Origin of the sequence: Ensifer sp. (assembly GCF_035999135.1) — a bacterium.
Taxonomy (GTDB): Bacteria; Pseudomonadota; Alphaproteobacteria; order Rhizobiales; family Rhizobiaceae; genus Ensifer.
Window position 1 is genome coordinate 1 of record NZ_DASYGZ010000060.1, and the last position, 16,084, is coordinate 16,084.

At 62.2% G+C, this 16,084-nt stretch carries 17 protein-coding genes, 1 tRNA gene and 1 riboswitch; of the genes, 8 read left to right on the top strand and 10 right to left on the bottom strand.

From position 1 onward, the window contains the following. Positions 1-75: 75 nt before the first annotated feature. The gene (gene gcvH / locus VGO12_RS06425) at positions 76-438 is read right to left on the bottom strand and encodes a glycine cleavage system protein GcvH (protein WP_025427112.1); all 363 of its coding nucleotides are present in this window, start codon (positions 436-438) and stop codon (positions 76-78) included. A gap of 16 nt (positions 439-454) precedes the next feature. Then, on the bottom strand, positions 455-1,594 hold the full coding sequence (gene gcvT, locus VGO12_RS06430; RefSeq protein WP_327511899.1) for a glycine cleavage system aminomethyltransferase GcvT: 1,140 nt from the start codon (positions 1,592-1,594) through the stop codon (positions 455-457). 141 nt (positions 1,595-1,735) lie between these two features. After that, positions 1,736-1,823, bottom strand: a riboswitch (glycine riboswitch). A 161-nt stretch (positions 1,824-1,984) separates the two neighbouring features. Between gcvT and VGO12_RS06435 the strand changes: the two genes are divergently transcribed. Continuing rightward, positions 1,985-2,374 carry a hypothetical protein gene (locus tag VGO12_RS06435; RefSeq protein ID WP_327511900.1) on the top strand — a complete coding sequence of 130 codons (390 nt, stop codon included), beginning with the start codon at positions 1,985-1,987 and terminating at the stop codon, positions 2,372-2,374. A gap of 95 nt (positions 2,375-2,469) precedes the next feature. Then, positions 2,470-3,456 (top strand): copper chaperone PCu(A)C, encoded by a 987-nt coding sequence (locus tag VGO12_RS06440; RefSeq protein WP_327511901.1) that lies wholly within the window; start codon positions 2,470-2,472, stop codon positions 3,454-3,456. A 24-nt stretch (positions 3,457-3,480) separates the two neighbouring features. On the opposite strand, the gene VGO12_RS06445 is transcribed toward VGO12_RS06440, so the two are convergent. Then, positions 3,481-3,837 (bottom strand): hypothetical protein, encoded by a 357-nt coding sequence (locus tag VGO12_RS06445; RefSeq protein WP_327511902.1) that lies wholly within the window; start codon positions 3,835-3,837, stop codon positions 3,481-3,483. A gap of 198 nt (positions 3,838-4,035) precedes the next feature. Between VGO12_RS06445 and VGO12_RS06450 the strand changes: the two genes are divergently transcribed. Then, positions 4,036-4,449 carry a nuclear transport factor 2 family protein gene (locus VGO12_RS06450; RefSeq protein WP_327511903.1) on the top strand — a complete coding sequence of 138 codons (414 nt, stop codon included), beginning with the start codon at positions 4,036-4,038 and terminating at the stop codon, positions 4,447-4,449. Here VGO12_RS06450 and VGO12_RS06455 read toward each other — a convergent pair. Further along, positions 4,446-4,760 carry a chaperone modulator CbpM gene (locus VGO12_RS06455; RefSeq protein WP_327511904.1) on the bottom strand — a complete coding sequence of 105 codons (315 nt, stop codon included), beginning with the start codon at positions 4,758-4,760 and terminating at the stop codon, positions 4,446-4,448. The two genes, VGO12_RS06450 and VGO12_RS06455, sit on opposite strands and share 4 nt — an antisense overlap. Further along, positions 4,757-5,674, bottom strand: a complete 918-nt coding sequence (locus VGO12_RS06460) for a DnaJ C-terminal domain-containing protein (protein WP_327511905.1) — start codon at positions 5,672-5,674, stop codon at positions 4,757-4,759. Before VGO12_RS06460 ends, VGO12_RS06455 begins: the two co-directional genes overlap by 4 nt. Positions 5,675-5,880: 206 nt before the next feature. On the opposite strand from VGO12_RS06460, the gene VGO12_RS06465 reads away from it, so the two are divergent. Then, complete coding sequence (locus tag VGO12_RS06465) at positions 5,881-6,123, top strand: hypothetical protein (RefSeq protein WP_327511906.1); 243 nt, start codon at positions 5,881-5,883, stop codon at positions 6,121-6,123. A 217-nt stretch (positions 6,124-6,340) separates the two neighbouring features. Continuing rightward, positions 6,341-6,466, top strand: coding sequence for a hypothetical protein (locus VGO12_RS06470; RefSeq protein WP_327511907.1), 126 nt, complete (start codon positions 6,341-6,343; stop codon positions 6,464-6,466). Positions 6,467-6,543: 77 nt separating this feature from the next. On the opposite strand, the gene VGO12_RS06475 is transcribed toward VGO12_RS06470, so the two are convergent. From VGO12_RS06475 to VGO12_RS06490, 4 genes are all read right to left on the bottom strand, one after another. Next, on the bottom strand, positions 6,544-8,226 hold the full coding sequence (locus tag VGO12_RS06475) for an ABC transporter ATP-binding protein/permease (protein ID WP_327511908.1): 1,683 nt from the start codon (positions 8,224-8,226) through the stop codon (positions 6,544-6,546). Positions 8,227-8,261: 35 nt separating this feature from the next. Then, complete coding sequence (locus VGO12_RS06480) at positions 8,262-9,542, bottom strand: glucoamylase family protein (RefSeq protein WP_414650684.1); 1,281 nt, start codon at positions 9,540-9,542, stop codon at positions 8,262-8,264. Positions 9,543-9,708: 166 nt separating this feature from the next. After that, the gene (locus tag VGO12_RS06485) at positions 9,709-12,165 is read right to left on the bottom strand and encodes a phosphoketolase family protein (RefSeq protein WP_327511910.1); all 2,457 of its coding nucleotides are present in this window, start codon (positions 12,163-12,165) and stop codon (positions 9,709-9,711) included. Positions 12,166-12,379: 214 nt separating this feature from the next. Then, positions 12,380-13,045 carry a CBS domain-containing protein gene (locus tag VGO12_RS06490; RefSeq protein WP_327511911.1) on the bottom strand — a complete coding sequence of 222 codons (666 nt, stop codon included), beginning with the start codon at positions 13,043-13,045 and terminating at the stop codon, positions 12,380-12,382. Between the two features lie 206 nt (positions 13,046-13,251). Between VGO12_RS06490 and VGO12_RS06495 the strand changes: the two genes are divergently transcribed. Then, positions 13,252-14,124, top strand: a complete 873-nt coding sequence (locus VGO12_RS06495) for an AraC family transcriptional regulator (RefSeq protein ID WP_327511912.1) — start codon at positions 13,252-13,254, stop codon at positions 14,122-14,124. Then, positions 14,124-14,552: a DUF1801 domain-containing protein gene (locus VGO12_RS06500; RefSeq protein ID WP_327511951.1), complete on the top strand. Its 429-nt coding sequence runs from the start codon at positions 14,124-14,126 to the stop codon at positions 14,550-14,552. The genes VGO12_RS06495 and VGO12_RS06500 overlap by 1 nt, the downstream gene beginning before the upstream one ends. 63 nt (positions 14,553-14,615) lie before the next feature. On the opposite strand, the gene VGO12_RS06505 is transcribed toward VGO12_RS06500, so the two are convergent. Beyond that, positions 14,616-14,705, bottom strand: a tRNA-Ser gene (locus tag VGO12_RS06505). 309 nt (positions 14,706-15,014) lie between these two features. Here VGO12_RS06505 and VGO12_RS06510 point away from each other — a divergent pair. Beyond that, entirely contained in the window at positions 15,015-16,049 is a 1,035-nt protein-coding gene (locus VGO12_RS06510) for a septal ring lytic transglycosylase RlpA family protein (RefSeq protein WP_327511913.1), read from the top strand. Positions 16,050-16,084 lie beyond the last annotated feature (35 nt).

Consider the following 16,084-nt stretch of genomic DNA (forward strand, 5'->3'; position numbering starts at 1 on the left):
ACGGGCCGATATGACGCCGGTTGGCGAAGTCATACGGCTTGTAGTCGGTAAAGGTGAAATCCTTGGGCATGCTCATCAGGCGACGAGCTCCTTGTAGGCCGCTTCGTCGAGAAGGGCGTCGGCTGCGTTCGGATCGGCGAGCTTGAGCTTGAAGAACCAGGCAGCGCCCTGCGGGTCGCTGTTGACCAGCGACGGGTCGTCGACGATCGCCTGGTTGACTTCGACGATTTCGCCGTCAAGTGGACAATAGACGTCGGAGGCCGCCTTGACGGATTCAACCGTTGCAGCCGTATCGCCCTTGGCGAAGGTGGAGCCAGTTTCCGGCAGCTCCACGAAGACGAGGTCGCCGAGCTGGCCGGCCGCGTGTTCGGTAATGCCGACCGTTGCAACGCCAGCTTCGACCTTCAGCCACTCGTGTTCGTCGGTGAACTTCAACATTATCGCTCTCTCCTGATCAGCGTTTGTAGGTTTGTTTGACGAAGGGAAGGGCGGCGACCGCCAGGGGCAGGTACTTGCCGCGCACTTCCGCAAAGAGGGTGGTACCGACGTCGGTGTGGCCGGCATCGACGTAGCCCATCGCGACAGGCCCATCGACCGAAGGGCCGAAGCCGCCGGAGGTCACCTGTCCGACCGGCGTCTTGCCCTCGGCATCGGCAAAGAGGTTGGCGCCACCACGAACCGGCGCGCGTCCTTCAGGCTTCAGGCCGACGCGGCGGCGCGACGCGCCATCGGCGAACTGAGCGAGAATGCGATCGGCACCGGGGAAACCGCCCTCACGGGCACCGCCGGCCCGCCGGGCCTTCTGCATCGCCCATTCGATCGCGCCCTCGACCGGCGTCGTCGTTGTGTCGATATCGTTGCCATAGAGACAAAGGCCGGCTTCAAGACGCAGCGAATCACGCGCGCCGAGACCGATCGGCTTGACATCGGGATGTTCCAGCAGCCGCTGCGTCACATCGACGGCGGAGGCGGCGGGAATGGAAATCTCGAAACCATCCTCACCGGTATAGCCCGAGCGCGAAATGATGCAGGTGACGTCGTGCAGGTCCGCTTCGGCGACATCCATGAAGCGCATGCCGGACACATCCGCCCAGAGTTCGCCGAGGACAGCTTCGGCATGCGGGCCCTGCAGCGCGATCAGCGCGCGGTCGTCGAGCATAGTGACGTCGCAGGTGTCGGCGAGTCCGCTCTTAAGATGCTCGAAATCCTGGTCCTTGCAGGCGGCGTTGACGACGAGGAACAGGTGATCGCCACGGTTGGCAATCATCAGATCGTCAAGGATGCCGCCTTCGGCATTGGTGAAGATTGCATAGCGCTGCCGACCCTCGCCAAGGCCGAGCACATCGACCGGCACCAGCTTTTCAAGCGCCAGGGCTGCGTCTTCGACCTTTCCGGACTTCGGCCGGACGATGACCTGTCCCATGTGCGAGACGTCGAAGAGACCGGCGGCAACACGGGTGTGCTGGTGCTCCTTCATCACGCCGTCAGGATACTGCACCGGCATGTCGTAGCCGGCAAAGGGAACCATGCGGGCACCCAGGGAAAGGTGCAGCGCATGCAGCGGCGTCTGTTTCAAATGGGAATTGTCTTCCAAATCCGGCCTCCAGGTCTGGCGCTCCCGCGCCGGCTCACACTTCCGGCGTCAATCGCCGTCGATTCGAGCCCCCTCTGTCCCTTTGCCTGAGATTGTTATCCCTTCGGCGAGCGCAAAAACGCTTCTCTCCAGAGTCCTACCGGCACCTTGCTGGTCCTTTGGCCTGAGAGTTTCCGGGGCGGTTGCTCCTTCGGCACCGGTTTGAGCCGGCTTCTCCCAACAAGATCGTCTCCAGATAACGGCGAAGCCGGGAGCTTGGCAAGAGGGCGGTGTCGCGGTGAAACACATTTTTGTCGCATGACCAAAAGACGCAGCCGTCTCCCGCCCGCAATTCTGTCTTTGCATTCTTCATCGCCAGGGGATAACCCAGGGTCGAGATCGGGGATAACAATGGCAAGGCGGAACGGGAAAATCGGGATTGCGGTACGGCTGATCGCCGTGTTCGCGCTCGCGTTCCTCGCCGTTGCACACAAGCCGCTCACGGCCAAGACGCTCTCGCCGGCCGAGATCGCCGCCTACCAATTGCCCGACGGCACCGTTGCCGAAATCTGCTTCGGAATGGGCGGCGTCGACCATGAGGGCGGTAAGAGCCAGTCGATGGCCCCGGTCTGCGAGGCCTGTCGTCTTTCAGGCGCCGTTCTCCTGCCGGCACCGCCTGCGGAAAGTGTGCGCGCCGACAACGGCATCTGGCTGATTTCGACCGCTCGCCTCGAGGGCGGGATTGTTCATCAGCCCTTGCGCCTGCTGCCGCCGTCGCGCGGACCACCGTCTCGTTCGTAACCTCCCGCTTTCGCAATTCACACCAATGCACCGCCTCAGGCGGTATGACCACCGGAACCGGGCAGCGCCCGGACGCGTGGTCCGGAGATGACGACATGACCAAGACCCGAATCGCGTCCCTTTCGCTCGGCATCAGCCTTGCAGCAACCGGCTTCGCCCACGCGCACGCCACGTTTGAAACCGACACGGCGCCGGTGGAAACCACCTTCAAGGCGGTGCTGCAGGTGCCGCATGGCTGCGACGGCAAGCCGACGACGGAAGTGCAGATCAGGCTGCCGGAAGGCTTCGTCTTCGCCCAGCCACAGCCGAAGGCCGGCTGGGAAATCGAAATCATCAAGGGCGACTACAAGAAGACCTACGACAATCACGGCAAGAAGGTTTCTTCTGGACCGGTGGAAATCCGCTGGAAGGGCGGCAATCTTCCCGACGAATACTACGACACCTTCGTCGTTCGCGGCAAAGTCTCGGGCTTCGACAAGGAGACCGTGCTCGCCTTCCCGACCACGCAGCTTTGCGGCACCGACAGCAAGGTCCTCTGGGACGAGGTTGCCGCCGATGGCCAGAATGCGCATGACCTGAAGAGCCCGGCACCAACGGTTACGGTGACGATGGCGGAAGCCGCGGATCCCCATGCCGGCCATGGCGGCCATATGGACGCTGCCAATGGTTCGGCGAAACTCGGCGACCTCGAAATCTCCGGCGGCTCGGTCAAGGCCATGCTGCCCGGTGCCAAGGTCGGAGGCGGTTTCCTGACGATCAGGAATGGCGGAGCAGACGAGGACCGGCTGGTGGCGGTCGAAAGCCCGGCTGCCGCGCGCGTCGAAATCCATGAAATGAAGATGGAGAACGACGTGATGCGGATGCGCAAGCTTGAAGACGGCGTCGCGCTTCCGGCCGGCGAGACCGTCGAACTCAAGTCCGGCGGACTGCATCTGATGTTCATGGACGTCAAGACGCCGTTCAAGGAAGGCGATTCGGTGCCGGTTACGCTCGAGTTCGAGAAGGCCGGCAAGGTCGATGCGGTGCTGCCGGTCGGTTCGGCCAAGGGCGGGGAGGCCACCGGCGGCCACTCGCATCACTGACATGGTATCGCGATGGCGCCTGCCTCAGGCTGCATCGCTTTCATTCTCTTCGCCGGCGGGTTCTTCCTGCTGGCGTTCGTCGTCTTCATCCTGCGGCGTGTCGTCGCCGTCCCGCATGAATTCGAGATAGCGACGCAAGGCTTCCGCCTCGGAACGCTCGGGCAGGCGACCGTCCGCGGTCGTCAGCATGAAGGACAGGGGCAGGGCGCCCTTCGCCTTGGGGATAGACACCGGCGTCAGTGCCGGCTGCTCGGCGCGCTTGGTCGAGAGCAGCGTGATCGCTTCGTCGGTCGGACCGTCGCCGCGCACACGCGCGGACGGCTTCAGCGCTTCCGCTGCATAAGCCGCTGTCGTCGCGGATACTGTGACGACCTGTGTCACGTCTTTCCAGCCTTGCCCGTTGCCAATCCCTCCTTATCGCCCGGTTCAACTTTAAGGCGCGTGAAAACCGGTGCCGGCAATTTACGAAAATCTTAATTGTCACAGGCAGCCGTCAGACCATTGCCGCGCCATTGTCATACTTGCAATAATGCTAAAATGAACGCACACTCGCCTAGATAGAAGCAGGGGAGGCTGCTCATGACTGACCGTGCCGTGTTGGAAGAGGTGGTGCGGGGCGTCTACGCCGCCCGCAATGCCAATGACGTCGATGGCATCCTGAGGCATCTTGAGCCGGACTGTCGCTTTCGCATCGTCGGAAACCGGCTCGGGCCCATTACGATCGCCGTCGATACGCCGAATGCCGTGCGCGGCATGCTGGAGGATCTCATCGCGAACTGGGACATCACCGGAATGGACACGGTCGGCCTGCACGTCGACGGCGACACCGTCATCGTCCACCGCGCCGGCACGATCCGCTTCATCCCGTCAGACAGGCGCGAAAGCACCGAGATCATCGACAAGTTCACGTTTCGGGATCGCCGGATCACCGATGTGACCGAATTCGTCGACACATTGTTCGTTGCCGAGACGGTCGGCCTCCTGCCGGGTTAATCGTCGTCGACCTTCGACAGGATGAGCCGCTGCACATCCGGCTCCTGTGCGCGGATGGCGCCCATCAGAACGGCAAGGCGGCCACGCAGGCCATGGATCTGGTCGAGCAGCCCCATGGCAACATCGACGCCTTCGTCGTTGACGCCCATGGGGCCGGTGAGATCCTGGATCAACCGGGCTCGGGCAAGGTCCGCCGCTTCGAAAGACCAGCCGGCTTCCGCCTCGCGCGGCATCAGCCAACGTTGCTCCACCCAGATGCGCAGGATCTTGACCTCGATATCGAGGTGTTGGCAAAACTCGCGATCGTTCATGCGTGCCCTCCCAAGCCTTTGCGCGGATCTTCCGCCTTGCCCGCTTCCCAGGTTTCGACGAAAGCCGACAGGGCCGGGTCGTGCGCCTCGGGCAGCACGATCTTCAAGCTGACATAGGCATCGCCGTAGCCACCGCCGGACTTGTGCAATCCCTTGCCCTTCAGCCGCAGCGTCTTGCCGCTGTTGGAATGTGGCGGGATCGTCACGTTGACCGCCCCGTCGATCGTCGGAACCCGAATCTTGCCACCAAGCACGGCCTCACTCAGCGAGATCGGCACCTCGTAGTGCACGTCGTCACCTTCCACCGAATACAGCGGGTGAGGGCGGACGCGGATGTCGATCAACGCATCGCCCGCCGGCGCGCCGTTGAAGCCGGCTTCCCCCTTGCCGCGCAGTCTCAAGGTCTGGCCGTCCCGCGTCCCCGGCGGGATCGTCAGATCGAGCGCAGGCCCGCCGCCCGGCAGGTTGATCTGCGTCTTGGTGCCATTGGCCGCGTCGAGAAAGCTGATCTCCATCGAAAAGTGTGCGTCACGACCGCGCTGGCGCTGCTGTCCACCGCTGCGGCGCGAGAAGAAACTTGAGAAGATGTCATCCCCTTCGGCAAAGTCCGAGAAGCCATGGGCGCTTTCATACCGTCCCGCCGCCTCTCCGGACGCCGCGTAATCACGGTAGTATTGCCTTGGCGCGGCCTCGGCTCCGGTCTCGTCGATCTCGCCGCGATCGTATTTTCCCCGTTTTTCCTCGTCGCTCAGCAAGGCGTAGGCCGCCGAGACAGACTTGAACCGATCCTCCGCGCCCTTGTCACCGGGATTGAGATCCGGATGCAGCTTCTTGGCGAGCTTGCGATAGGCACTCTGGATATCTTTCTGGGTCGCGTCACGGCTGACGCCGAGCGTTTCGTATGGGCTCGTCATGCGGTCTCCTTCATCCAGGCGCGATCGACGCCGGACCATGTGCTTCAATCGCTTACCCATGAGCATAGGGCAGATTTCGGCCGGCGAAAGAGGCGATATCGCTCGTCTATCCGCCACCATTTCGCGAAGATTGACGCTCTGCTACAATCGGTCGCGCAAACAACGCTTAAAGACCGCGTTCCGTCTTGAAGCTCCCGGAGGTCGAAATGTCCGTCCGCCTGCAAATCGCCCTTATGCTCGGCCTGATGATCAATGCCATCCTGTTCGGGATCGGTATCGTGACCGTTCTGTCGATCCCCATCCTTGCCGACAATGCCAAATATTCAATCCCGGTGCTGGTGGTTGCATGCTTCACCATAACGCCCTTCGTCGCCTGGCTCATGGCGCCGAGACTGAGGTTGCGCTACTGGCGGGAGCGCGAGCAGGGACATAAGCAGCAGTCGGCCTGACAGAAAAACACCGACGGGGCATAGACTTCGACGGGGACGCTGACGCAACCGCTGCGCGCGGAAAAGACCGCGTCGCACAGTCGCACGATTTGCATCTTCAACGATCAGACATTTTGTTATACCACCATTTCACTACTTGTTTTTGTACTGGCGCCGCTACAGATTCGTTCTTGTCTCAATGACATAGCCGGGCTGAGGGCCAGAAGGGGACGACTTCATGAGAACGATCGTATTGCTGCTTACGTTGACCACGCTGGCTGCCTGTTCGCAGACCGCAGGTGGTCCGCCGCGTGTCGTTGGCGGCGACGGCGATTATTACCAGGGCATCGTCGCCCCGCGGTAAGGCGGGATCCTCCGCCCGGCTGGCGTGGAGGACGGGATCGCGCCTGCCTGCGGTCCCACAACACATCCTGCAGACGGTTATGGACCGTTCTCGCGCCATGTCCATCGACCATCGTCGTCGTACTCTATGATGGCGTGGTAGGCGTCACGTCGCCCCTCCAGGCGGCCGATGTGAACGCAGCCGATCGATCGATCCGCGAGCATTTCCATGACCTTTTCGAGCATCTCCGAGCCCAAGGTCATCTCTGCGCGGTCGAAAACGACGAAGCTCGGCGACATCAGGAGAATGCCTGACAGCGCCAGAAGCTGCTGCTCACGCAACGAGAGTTCCTTCTCCCAGTCACGCTCGACGTCGAACGCGCCGGCAAAGCCAACCAGGCGTTCAAGACCGATCGTGTGCAAAAGGCCAGCCATGATCGGTTCGGTGGTGGTGCGCTCCTGCTCGGGACCGACCAGAATCTGCCGAAGCGGACCGGCTGGCAGATAGGGACGCTGCGGAAGAAACCGGAGGCCGGCCGGATATTCGATCCGACCCGAGCCCGGCGTCGGGATGTGCGCCATCGCCCGGAACAAGGCGAGCCCCGGGGCGGGGTTCGACCCCGTGACCAGGACCCGGGTCGCCGTCGGTATGGAAACCGACAGGTCGCTCAGAAGTACGGGTTCGCCCTCGCTCGACGACAGGAGGGTGAGGCCGGCATAGGTCACCGGGCCGTCCCGCTCGACCAGTTCGATCGACGTTTCTCTCGCGTGCGATCTGGTGACCTCTTCATGCAGCGAACTCAGACGTGAGACCACCGCGGCGAAGTTCGAGATCGAATTGAATTGCCGGACAATCAGCGAGAACGCGCCGACCAGCATGGCAAAGGCCGCGCCGGACTGGGTAACGACGCCGAACTCGATCTCTCCGCGTATGAAGGCCGGTGCGATGATCAGGTCCGGGACGAGCTGGATCATCCAGTTGTAGCCGCCGGTGAAGAAACCCAGATTGCGGTTGACGCTGACGATCGCCCGGATGTTGGCGACCAGTTCGTCCAGCTTGTAAAGCAGCCTTTGCCGCTGACGGCCTTCGCCATGGGCAAGCATGATGGATTCGGCATTCTCGCGCACGTGGATCAGGCCGGAGCGAAAGCTCGCCTCCCTGTCCAGCCGGTCGTAGTTGAGCCCGATCAGGGGTCGCCCGAGAACGAACGTCATGTAGGAACCACACGCGGCATAAAGCACGGCCACGCCGAACAGCAGCGGACTGATGGACCACAGCACCCCTGAAAAACTGATGACCGTCAGGGTGCTGCTGAACAGCATGATGACGAAGGAGAGCGTGGTGACGGTGAAGGCGGCCACATCCTCGGCGATGCGCTGATCGGGATATGTCAGCCTGCCGGCCACGTCGAGGCGATAGTAGGTTTCATCCTCCAGATAGAGATCGACAATGCGCCGGGTCAGGTATTCGCGCCAAAGCAACGCCAGCCGCTCCTCGACGAAGCGGGCATAGACGCCAACGACGGTCAGGATGGCGAAGACGGCGACGTAGTACACGGCCTGCCGGACGAACTCGCTCATCTGGCGCTCGGCGATCGCCGTCATGAAGTTCCGACCGACGTAATTGTTCACGACATTGAGGCCGTTAAGGCCGCACAACAGCGCGATCAGTCCGCCGAACAGCAGCTTTGCCTTCAACCCGACCTCGGACGCGGCGAAATTCCTGACGGTGCCGAGGAACCGCCCGGCCGTCACCCTGAACGAGATCGTCTGCTGCTCCATGACATTCGCCAGCCCCGGTTCGAAGGACTTTCAATTCATAGCCAACCGCCTGAAAATCCGGCCCGCCGAAGCCCGGTGACGATCGGCTGGCAGCCGCGCATGATGTTCCACAGCAGGCCCGTGCGATAGTTTTCGACCATCAGCACGACCGGGCCCTGATCGATGCCGAAATGATAGGGACTGACCCACCAGCCGGTATCGCTGCCTTCCACCGCAAACGTCTGGTTGAAGGACGGCTTGAAGCCGTAGAGCCGAGTCATTCCAAGGCCCATCTGGGCACAATTCCAGATGGTCGGGATGACGATCTCGGGCGCGAAGGGCAGGGACGCGACCACCACCCAGGGCGAAACCGTGCCGTCGTCAGGGCCGAACGGCGCGCCGCGCGCGATGTAGTCGAAAAACTCCCGCTGCGTACCGTCAACGTTGCGCTTGATCCAGCCAGGACCGTCGCTTGCCGTAAACCCCCAGCAATTGGCGCCGTATCCCTTGAAATTCAACGGGTTGCGGATCGCATATTCCTGCTGGACGTAGGTCGCGTGACGGCTGTTGAGGAAGTAGTCGCTGTCGTGTTCCCGCATGAACGCGTCCCGAATGCCCCGAAAGTCGATCCACATGTGCGAGAGCTGGTGGGTGAAGAGCGGGCCCGAGTAAAGCAGCTCGCGTCCGTAGATGTTCCGCCAGTCATAGGTTTCCGTGTAGGCGGTGTAGGATTCGGGCGGTAGCGGATGGGTTGGGGATCCAAGCCCGAGAATATAGAGTAGCAACCCCTCGTCGTAGCCGCGCCAGCGATAGGGAATGAAGCCGGTTTCCGGCCGCCAGCCGTGGGTCAGCGTCGGCCCGTGGTTACAGGCCCAGTTCCAGTCCGCGCGCTCATAGAGCGCGTGTGCGAGGCGGCAGATTTCCCGTTCCTCCGGGTCATCCCTGTCGAAATAGGCAGCCACGGTCAGCGCACCGGCAAACAGGAATGTCGAATCGATTGTCGACAGTTCGCAATCCCAGACGCGCCGGCCGGTCTCGATGTCGAGGAAATGATAGAAGAAACCCTTGTAGCCGGACGCGTCGGGCTCGGGTCCCTGCGGACACTCGAACAGAAATTTCAGCCGCCTGCGGGCGATCTTCGCCGCAAATTTGCGAATGATGATGCCGCGCTCAACCAGCACCGGGATCGCCGCGAGAGCCATGCCGACCGCAGCGATGCTCGAAGGCGCATCCTCGAGCGTCTTGTCGCGCACCAGGCCGTTGTCCGGATTGGTACAATGCAGATCGTAAAGAAGCGTCGTGAACTGCAGCCGAGCGAGGTCCTGATTGGTCGGCATCCTGTTCAGTTCGCGAGCTGTCGAGGGCAGTTTCGACATGGCCGGGCAACCGCAGCTGGAGGACATTGATCGCAGACGAACACAGCAGATGAACGATCGCCCCTCAGGAGCGATCGCTCGGGCGGATCATCGCACGTTCGGCGGTGACCGACGTGGACGTGGTCGGCTAGACATTGTCACCTTCCGTCGACGTGCCTGGCTTGGCTTGCTGCGCTCCCGCCACCCCCCACTTCCATCCGCTGATCGAGGGCATGTCGTCGCCGTGCTTCTCGATATACTCCCGATGCTCGATCAGCTTGGCCTGGATCGCCTGCTTGAAATAGGCAGCGCGCGCTCCGAGCTGCGGCAGCCGGTCGATGGCGTCGCCGGCCAGATGGAAGCGGTCGAGCTCGTTCAGCACCACCATGTCGAACGGCGTTGTGGTGGTGCCTTCCTCCTTGTAGCCGCGAACATGCAGGTTGCCGTGGTTGGTGCGCCTGTAGGTCAGGCGATGGATCAGCCAGGGATAGCCGTGGAAGGCGAAGATGATCGGCTTGTTTCGCGTGAAGATGCCGTCGAAGTCCCGGTCGGACAGCCCGTGCGGATGTTCTTCGGCCGGCTGCAGCTTCATCAGGTTGACGACGTTGACGACCCTGACCTTGACCTCGGGAAGGTGCTCCCGCAGCAGCTGGACCGCAGCGAGCGTTTCCAGCGTCGGAACGTCGCCGCAGCAGGCCATGACGACGTCCGGCTCGCTGTTGGCGTCGTTGCTGGCCCAGTCCCAGATGCTGACGCCCATGCTGCAATGGCGCACGGCCTGTTCCATCGTCAGCCATTGCGGTCCCGGCTGCTTTCCGGCGATCACGACATTGACGTAGTTGCGGCTGCGCAGGCAATGGTCGGTCACCGACAGCAGCGTGTTGGCATCCGGCGGCAGGTAGACGCGCACGACTTCCGCCTTCTTGTTGACCACGTGGTCGATGAAACCCGGATCCTGATGGCTGAAGCCGTTGTGATCCTGACGCCAGACATGGGAGCTGAGGAAGTAGTTGAGTGACCCGATCGGCCGGCGCCAGGGGATCTCGTTGCAGACCTTCAGCCACTTGGCGTGCTGGTTGAACATCGAATCGATGATGTGAATGAAGGCTTCGTAGCAGGAGAAGAAGCCATGGCGGCCGGTGAGCAGATAACCTTCGAGCCAACCCTGGCACTGGTGTTCGCTCAGGACCTCCATGATACGCCCGCCCGGGGAGAGATGATCATCCTCCGGATAGATCTCGGCCATGTAGCAACGGTCGGTGACCTCGAGCACATCCTGCCAGCGGTTGGAGTTGTTCTCGTCCGGGCTGAACAGGCGGAAGTTCTTCGCATCCATGTTGTTCTTCATCACGTCGCGCAGGAACTTGCCCATGACACGGGCCGCTTCCACGGTGGTCGCGCCGGGCTTTGGCACGTCGACCGCGTAGTCCCGGAAGGCTGGCATCTTCAGATCGCGCAAAAGCAGGCCGCCATTGGCATGCGGATTGTCGCTCATGCGGCGGTGTCCTGACGGAGCGAGCGCCGCAATCTCCGGCTTCAGCCGGCCCTGCTCGCTAAACAGTTCCTCGGGCCGGTAGCTCTTCATCCATTGTTCGAGGATGCGGATATGCTCGGGCTTGTCCATTTCGCCCATCGGCACCTGGTGCGAGCGCCAGTAATCCTCGCACTTCTTGCCGTCGATTTCCTTCGGGCAGGTCCAGCCCTTGGGGGTGCGAAAGACGATCATCGGCCAGGCCGGCCGCTTCAGGTTGCCCCTGACGCGGGCATCGTCCCAGATCGCTCGTATCTCGGCGGTCGCCGTGTCGAGAACGCCTGCCAGTTGCTGGTGCACGCTTGCCGGATCGTGGCCCTCGACGAAATAGGGCTTGTAGCCCATGCCCTCGAAGAACTTCTTCAGTTCGTCGTGCGGGATGCGGGCAAGGAAGCACGGATTGGCGATCTTGTAGCCGTTCAGATGCAGGATCGGCAGGACGCAGCCGTCGCGCGCCGGGTTCAGGAACTTGTTGCTCTGCCAGCCGGTTGCAAGCGGTCCGGTCTCCGCCTCGCCATCGCCGACGACGCAGGCGACGATCAGATCCGGGTTGTCGAAGGCCGCGCCGTAGGCGTGGCTCAGGGCATAGCCGAGTTCACCACCCTCATGGAAGCTGCCGGGTGTTTCCGGCGCCACGTGGCTCGGAATGCCGCCCGGGAAGCTGAACTGCTTGAAGAGCTTCTGCATGCCCTCGGCGTCCTCGCCGATGTTTGGGTAAAATTCGCTGTAGGTGCCCTCGAGATAAGCATGCGCCACCAGCGACGGACCGCCGTGCCCGGGGCCGATGACATAGACCATGTCGAGATCGTCGCGCTTGATGACCCGGTTGAGGTGCACATAGAGCATGTTGAGGCCGGGCGACGTGCCCCAGTGGCCGAGCAGACGTGGCTTGATGTGCTCGCGCTTCAGCGGTTCGCGCAGCAAGGGATTGTCGAGCAGGTAGATCTGCCCGACCGACAGATAGTTCGAGGCGCGCCAGTAGGCGTCCAGCAGGCGAAGCTCGTCTGCGGACAACGGCGATGCGGATTTTGCGGTTGCTGTCTCGTTCGTCGATACTGTTGCAGGCGTAACCATCTGAGCCTCCCGATCGATACGACATGTGCTTGAGATCATTCCGGCCCGCTGTCGCACAGGCCGCAGTCGCTCCGTCCGTTTTCCGGGCCGCCGTTGATGCCTGGCGCTGAAGGCGCTGTTGCTTTGGCCGGCGACAACAGGAATCGTTCACGTCAGTTCAGGCCCGCGGGCACGACATCGGAAAGACGCGCGACAACGGTCGTCTCCGTTCATCCTATTGCGGATAGGGTTCGGAATAATGCTCGACGACGCCCCTGACGCCGCGCACGCCTTCGGCAAGCACGCGTGCGGCCCTGCGGCAATCTTCGGTATCGACGTTGCCCCACAGGTGTACGACGCCGTCGGACACCGCAACCTTGATATCCAGTCCTTCGAGGCCGGTGTTTTCGCCCAGGCGAATGAGAATGCTACGCCGGATGGCATCGTCGCCGGTGGCGGTCTCGTCCTGTTTCGCCTCCAGGATCGCCTGCAGCAGATCGGCGCGACTGATGATGCCGATCAGCCGGCCGTCCTTTAGCACCGGAACGCGCTTGATGCTGCGCTCCTGCATCAATGCCGCAACGCGCGCGAGCGGCGCATCCTCGTCGATCGTCACCGGATCGGTCGTCATGGCATCGCCGACCCGCCAGGAGGAACGTCTAATATAGGCCTGCGCCCGCTCGTCTGCGGCAAGCGTCGCTTGAGCGGCAGGTCCGCCGCCGCCGAGTTCCGTTCGCCGGATGAGATCGCCTTCGCTGAGGACGCCAACGAGTGCCCCGTCGCCATCGACAACGGGCAGACCGCTGACGTGACTCTCGAGCATGATGCGAGCCGCCTGCCGGATGCTGTTGTCAGGCGAAAGCGTGACGACGGCAGGTGTCATGACATCCTTGACGCGCATGTTCTTCCAACTCCCCAGACAAGGACCTTGGTAGCGTCACCAGCCGGCGTAAATTAGCCCCATCTCGCCAATTCGACAACTGTGGGACGCGGAAAACAGCAGGCGACCGTCGCCACTCAGGATTGCCGCTGCCTGCGACCTGAAACTCCGCAAGATTTGTCGGTTCGATCCGTGCCATTGTCCGTTCCAGGCGGAGTTGGATGGTCATGAGCACGGCAAAAGCGCAGATCAGGAAAACACAGGCAGCTTATGACATCAGGCTGAACAGGGTCGTCGACTACATCCACAATCATCTCGAGGAGGACATCCGCTTCGAGGATCTGGCAACGGTCGCCTGCCTGTCCTCGTGGCATTGGCACCGGATCTACACCGCCATGCGCGGCGAGACCATCGCGACAACGATCCGGCGCCTGCGCTTGTCACGGGCGGCCGAGCGGCTGGCAAACTCGCAGATACCCATCGGCGACGTGGCCGAACGGGCCGGCTACGGCTCGGCCGACGCCTTCGCACGCGCCTTCAGGCAAGTCTACGGAAAGAGCCCGACCGACTACCGCTTGAACGGAAGCCATGCGGCGTACAAGGCCGCTCTGCGGGCGCACGACAGCGCAGGTTTTACAGTTTCGATCGAAACGCTCACACCGGTCCGCTGCGCCAGCATCGCCCATACCGGCAGCTACATGCAGATCGACCGTGCGATGAGCCAGTTGTTTGCAGCCCTTGCAACGCAGGGCGGCATGGCGTCCGACCAGCAGATGCTCGCCATGTTCTACGACGACCCGGACCTGATACCGATTACCGAGCTGCGTTCACGCGCCTGTTCGCCAGTGGCCGAAGGCGTCTCGTTGACGGCGCCGATCGAGGAGGCCATCCTGCGCGGCGGTCCCTATGCGCGGCTGCGCTACCGTGGCCCCTATGCCGACATGAAGAATGCCTATCGCTGGCTGCTCGGCGCATGGCTGCCGCAATCAGGCTACGAGCCCGACGACGCGCCGGTGTTCGAAGCCTACCTCAACAGCCCGCTCGAGGTCAGGCCGACCGAACTCCTCACCGACATTCATCTACCGCTGAAAGCATCGTGATGCGCAGCGCGCCGGATGTTCCCGCTATCCCGACCGATGTCGCGAAGGCTCTCGCGCGCTTTCCCGATCCGATCCGCGCCGAGCTCCTTGCGGTCCGCCGGCTGATCTTTGCAGTTGCCGCGCAAACCGTCGGCGTCGGATCACTGACGGAAACGCTGAAATGGGGTGAACCCGCCTACCTGACCGCAGCGACCGGCAGCGGCAGCACGATCCGGCTCGGCATCCCGAAATCGCCGGAGGGCAGGGGTGCCATCTTCTTCAACTGCCGCACGGGCTTGGTCGAAACGTTCCGAGAACAATTCCCGGACTTCACTTATCAGGGCAACCGGGCGATCCTCATCGCCCCATCCGTTCCGCTCCCACACGAACAGCTTGCGATCTGCCTCGCCATGGCGCTGACTTATCATCATCGCCGGCGCGGCGGATGAGCTAATGTCCGACCAGCGGCTGCCGTCCGGGCGACGATATCTTTGAGCTGGGAAATGTGGTGATGGCGGACAGGGTGGGATTCGAACCCACGGTACGGTTTCCCGTACGCTGGTTTTCAAGACCAGAGCCTTAAACCACTCGGCCACCTGTCCTTGCCTGAGGCGGCGTCTGAACGCTTGCCGGGCACGGCGTTATTGCGCGAAGCCCTGGTTCTTTGCAACAGCTAACATGCATAGCGATGAGAATTTCTGAGCGATGGTCAGGGACGGGGGCCGGCGACCCCGTCGGTAACCGTTCGTAAACCATAACGCACGAAATGCGGCGTCGGCCTGTGGATGAATTCGCATTTTCGCCTTGATGATGTCATGAATACACACTGTTCCGTTTCGGGACGCCGAGATTTTCGCCGGGGGTAGGCGGAAGGTTCGAGTACGGCTTATTCGATCGACGTTGTGGGACAGATGACATCCAGTAAAAATGCGGCATATCTGGTCAAGGGACTGCGCCTTGCGGCAGTCCCGATGCTGTGCGTAACGCTTGCAGCCTGCGGATCCACGTCGAACACCAAGAAAACGGCGCGGACCAAGGAGTACTTTCCTGAATCCGTCTATGGCGTGAAGGCGAGCCCGCGCGTTGCCACCGGCAACAATATCCCGAAGGGCGGGGGACGCTTTCAGGTCGGCAAGGCCTATCAGGTCAAGGGCAAGTGGTACCAGCCGAAGGAAGATTTCGGTTACAACAAGACCGGCGTCGCTTCCTGGTACGGATCGGCTTTCCACGGCCGTCTGACGGCCAACGGCGAAGTCTACGACAAGGCGCATCTGTCGGCCGCCCATCCGACCTTTCCGCTGCCGAGCTACGCGCGCGTCACCAACATGGAAAATGGCACGTCGGTCATCGTGCGCGTCAACGATCGCGGCCCCTATGAATACGGTCGCATCATCGACGTTTCCTCGAAAACCGCTGACATGCTCGACATCAAGCGCAAGGGCAGCGCCAATGTACGGGTGCAATATGTCGGTCGCGCGCCGCTTGAAGGCAACGACATGCCCTATCTGATGGCGTCCTATGTCGAGAAGGGTCAACGCGGCCCGAGCGTGATGCCCGAGGGGCAGATCGCGACCGGCGTGATGGTCGCGTCGAACGAGCCGTTCCGCAACCAGAGCCTCGGCACCATCACCGTTCCGGCAAAGGCTTCGCTCGACGTCGGCGAACCGGTGACCGCACTCGCCGCACCGGTGCCGCAATTTGCCCAGCAGCCGGCGTCGCTCAACGAGTTCGTCATGCTGCCGGAAATCGGCCCGATCCCGCGCGAACGGCCGGAGTACATTCCGATGCCGAACGGCAACATGGCCTATGCCGCAGCCTACTACGAGGTTCGCGTCAGCGACGCCGAATCGCCCTTTGAAGCGATCATGGTCGACCGGAAGCAACTGACGCCTCAGGTGATCGTCGATTACGCCAATCGCCAGAAGGCAAAGGCTTCTGTGCGGTAACGGGACGCGCCGTTGTGCCAGAATGACCACGCTGC

Coding starts and splice junctions, on each gene's coding strand:
- VGO12_RS06440 (WP_327511901.1), top strand. CDS start 2,470: ATGACCAAGACCCGAATCGCGTCCCTTTCGCTCGGCATCAGCCTTGCA.
- VGO12_RS06470 (WP_327511907.1), top strand. CDS start 6,341: ATGAGAACGATCGTATTGCTGCTTACGTTGACCACGCTGGCTGCCTGT.
- VGO12_RS06500 (WP_327511951.1), top strand. CDS start 14,124: ATGCGCAGCGCGCCGGATGTTCCCGCTATCCCGACCGATGTCGCGAAG.
- VGO12_RS06490 (WP_327511911.1), bottom strand. CDS start 13,045: ATGCGCGTCAAGGATGTCATGACACCTGCCGTCGTCACGCTTTCGCCT.
- VGO12_RS06495 (WP_327511912.1), top strand. CDS start 13,252: ATGAGCACGGCAAAAGCGCAGATCAGGAAAACACAGGCAGCTTATGAC.
- VGO12_RS06475 (WP_327511908.1), bottom strand. CDS start 8,226: ATGGAGCAGCAGACGATCTCGTTCAGGGTGACGGCCGGGCGGTTCCTC.
- VGO12_RS06485 (WP_327511910.1), bottom strand. CDS start 12,165: ATGGTTACGCCTGCAACAGTATCGACGAACGAGACAGCAACCGCAAAA.
- VGO12_RS06465 (WP_327511906.1), top strand. CDS start 5,881: ATGTCCGTCCGCCTGCAAATCGCCCTTATGCTCGGCCTGATGATCAAT.
- VGO12_RS06435 (WP_327511900.1), top strand. CDS start 1,985: ATGGCAAGGCGGAACGGGAAAATCGGGATTGCGGTACGGCTGATCGCC.
- VGO12_RS06450 (WP_327511903.1), top strand. CDS start 4,036: ATGACTGACCGTGCCGTGTTGGAAGAGGTGGTGCGGGGCGTCTACGCC.
- gcvH (WP_025427112.1), bottom strand. CDS start 438: ATGTTGAAGTTCACCGACGAACACGAGTGGCTGAAGGTCGAAGCTGGC.
- VGO12_RS06510 (WP_327511913.1), top strand. CDS start 15,015: ATGACATCCAGTAAAAATGCGGCATATCTGGTCAAGGGACTGCGCCTT.
- VGO12_RS06460 (WP_327511905.1), bottom strand. CDS start 5,674: ATGACGAGCCCATACGAAACGCTCGGCGTCAGCCGTGACGCGACCCAG.
- VGO12_RS06455 (WP_327511904.1), bottom strand. CDS start 4,760: ATGAACGATCGCGAGTTTTGCCAACACCTCGATATCGAGGTCAAGATC.
- VGO12_RS06480 (WP_414650684.1), bottom strand. CDS start 9,542: ATGCCGACCAATCAGGACCTCGCTCGGCTGCAGTTCACGACGCTTCTT.